At 45.6% G+C, this 1,143-nt stretch carries 2 protein-coding genes; both read left to right on the top strand.

From position 1 onward, the window contains the following. Window positions 1-747 (top strand): aminomethyl transferase family protein (locus ESZ36_RS22420; RefSeq protein ID WP_246129219.1); only part of this gene is annotated, 747 nt, incomplete at its 5' end. Between the two features lie 39 nt (window positions 748-786). Further along, window positions 787-984: a glycine cleavage T C-terminal barrel domain-containing protein gene (locus ESZ36_RS23030; protein WP_246129218.1), complete on the top strand. Its 198-nt coding sequence runs from the start codon at window positions 787-789 to the stop codon at window positions 982-984. Window positions 985-1,143 lie beyond the last annotated feature (159 nt).

The raw sequence follows: 1,143 nt of genomic DNA, 5'->3' as shown, positions 1-1,143 counted from the left end.
CAAGGTAAAGATGCACGAGAATTTTTAAACCGTGTTTATACCAACCCATGGAGCAAATTAGGTGTTGGTAAATGTCGCTACGGGGTGATGTGTAAAGAAGACGGTATGGTCTTTGATGATGGTGTTACGGTTTGCCTTGATGACAATCGTTTTATCATGACGACTACCACAGGCGGCGCGGCGAGCGTATTGCAATGGTTAGAGCTATGGCATCAAACTGAGTGGCCAGAGCTAGAGGTGTACTTCTCAACCGTGACCGATCATTGGTCAACCATGACCATCTCAGGCCCTAATTCACGTAAAGTCTTAGAGAAAATCTGTGACATTGATGTCAGTAATGACAGCTTCAAGTACATGGATTGGCGCGCAGCGACGGTTGCAGGGGTTAAGGCACGTATTTTCCGTATCTCGTTTACGGGCGAACTGTCGTTTGAAATTAACGTGCAAGCCAACTATGGCATGCATGCGTGGAAAGCGGTGATGGCGGCGGGTGAAGAATTTAATATCACCCCGTATGGCACCGAAACCATGCATATTTTACGCGCAGAAAAAGGCTTTATCATTGTCGGACAAGACACCGATGGCTCGGTGACGCCACAAGATTTAGATATGGACTGGGTTGTTGGTAAGAAGAAAGAGTTTAGCTTTATTGGCAAACGCTCTTGGACGCGCTTTGACAATAAACGTGATGACCGTAAACAAATGGTGGGACTCAAACCTAAAGACCCGACTTTTGTTTTACCTTAAGGCGCACAAATTGTCTTTGAGAAAAACCAAAGCATTCCAATGAAGATGGTCGGTCATGTCACCTCAAGTTATTACAGTGCTTGTATGGGCTATTCGTTTGCCTTAGCCGTCGTTAAAGGTGGCATTAGCCGCAAAGGCGAAAGTGTCTATTTGCCATTAAGTGATGGCACCACCGTGGAAGCTGAAATTTGCAGCCCAGTATTTTATGATCCAAAGGGAGACCGTCAAAATGTCTAACGCAATCCAAGTAGAATCACCGCTGCACCATGCACAGCTTGACCAATTAATTGGCCAATCAAGCGCTGGTGGCATTATTTTACATGAGCATAAGTTATTGGGTCACCTTAACTTACGTGGCAACTGTGCCGATGCTGAATTTTTAGCGGGTGTGCAAGA

Source organism: Colwellia demingiae (genome assembly GCF_007954275.1).
Lineage (GTDB): Bacteria > Pseudomonadota > Gammaproteobacteria > Enterobacterales > Alteromonadaceae > Colwellia > Colwellia demingiae.
Note: the sequence above shows the minus strand (reverse complement) of the source record. Positions and strands in the feature narration are given on the sequence as shown.

What these genes read in the sequence shown, in the direction of transcription:
- ESZ36_RS23030 (WP_246129218.1), top strand. Translation starts at nt 787, where the DNA reads ATGAAGATGGTCGGTCATGTCACCTCAAGTTATTACAGTGCTTGTATG.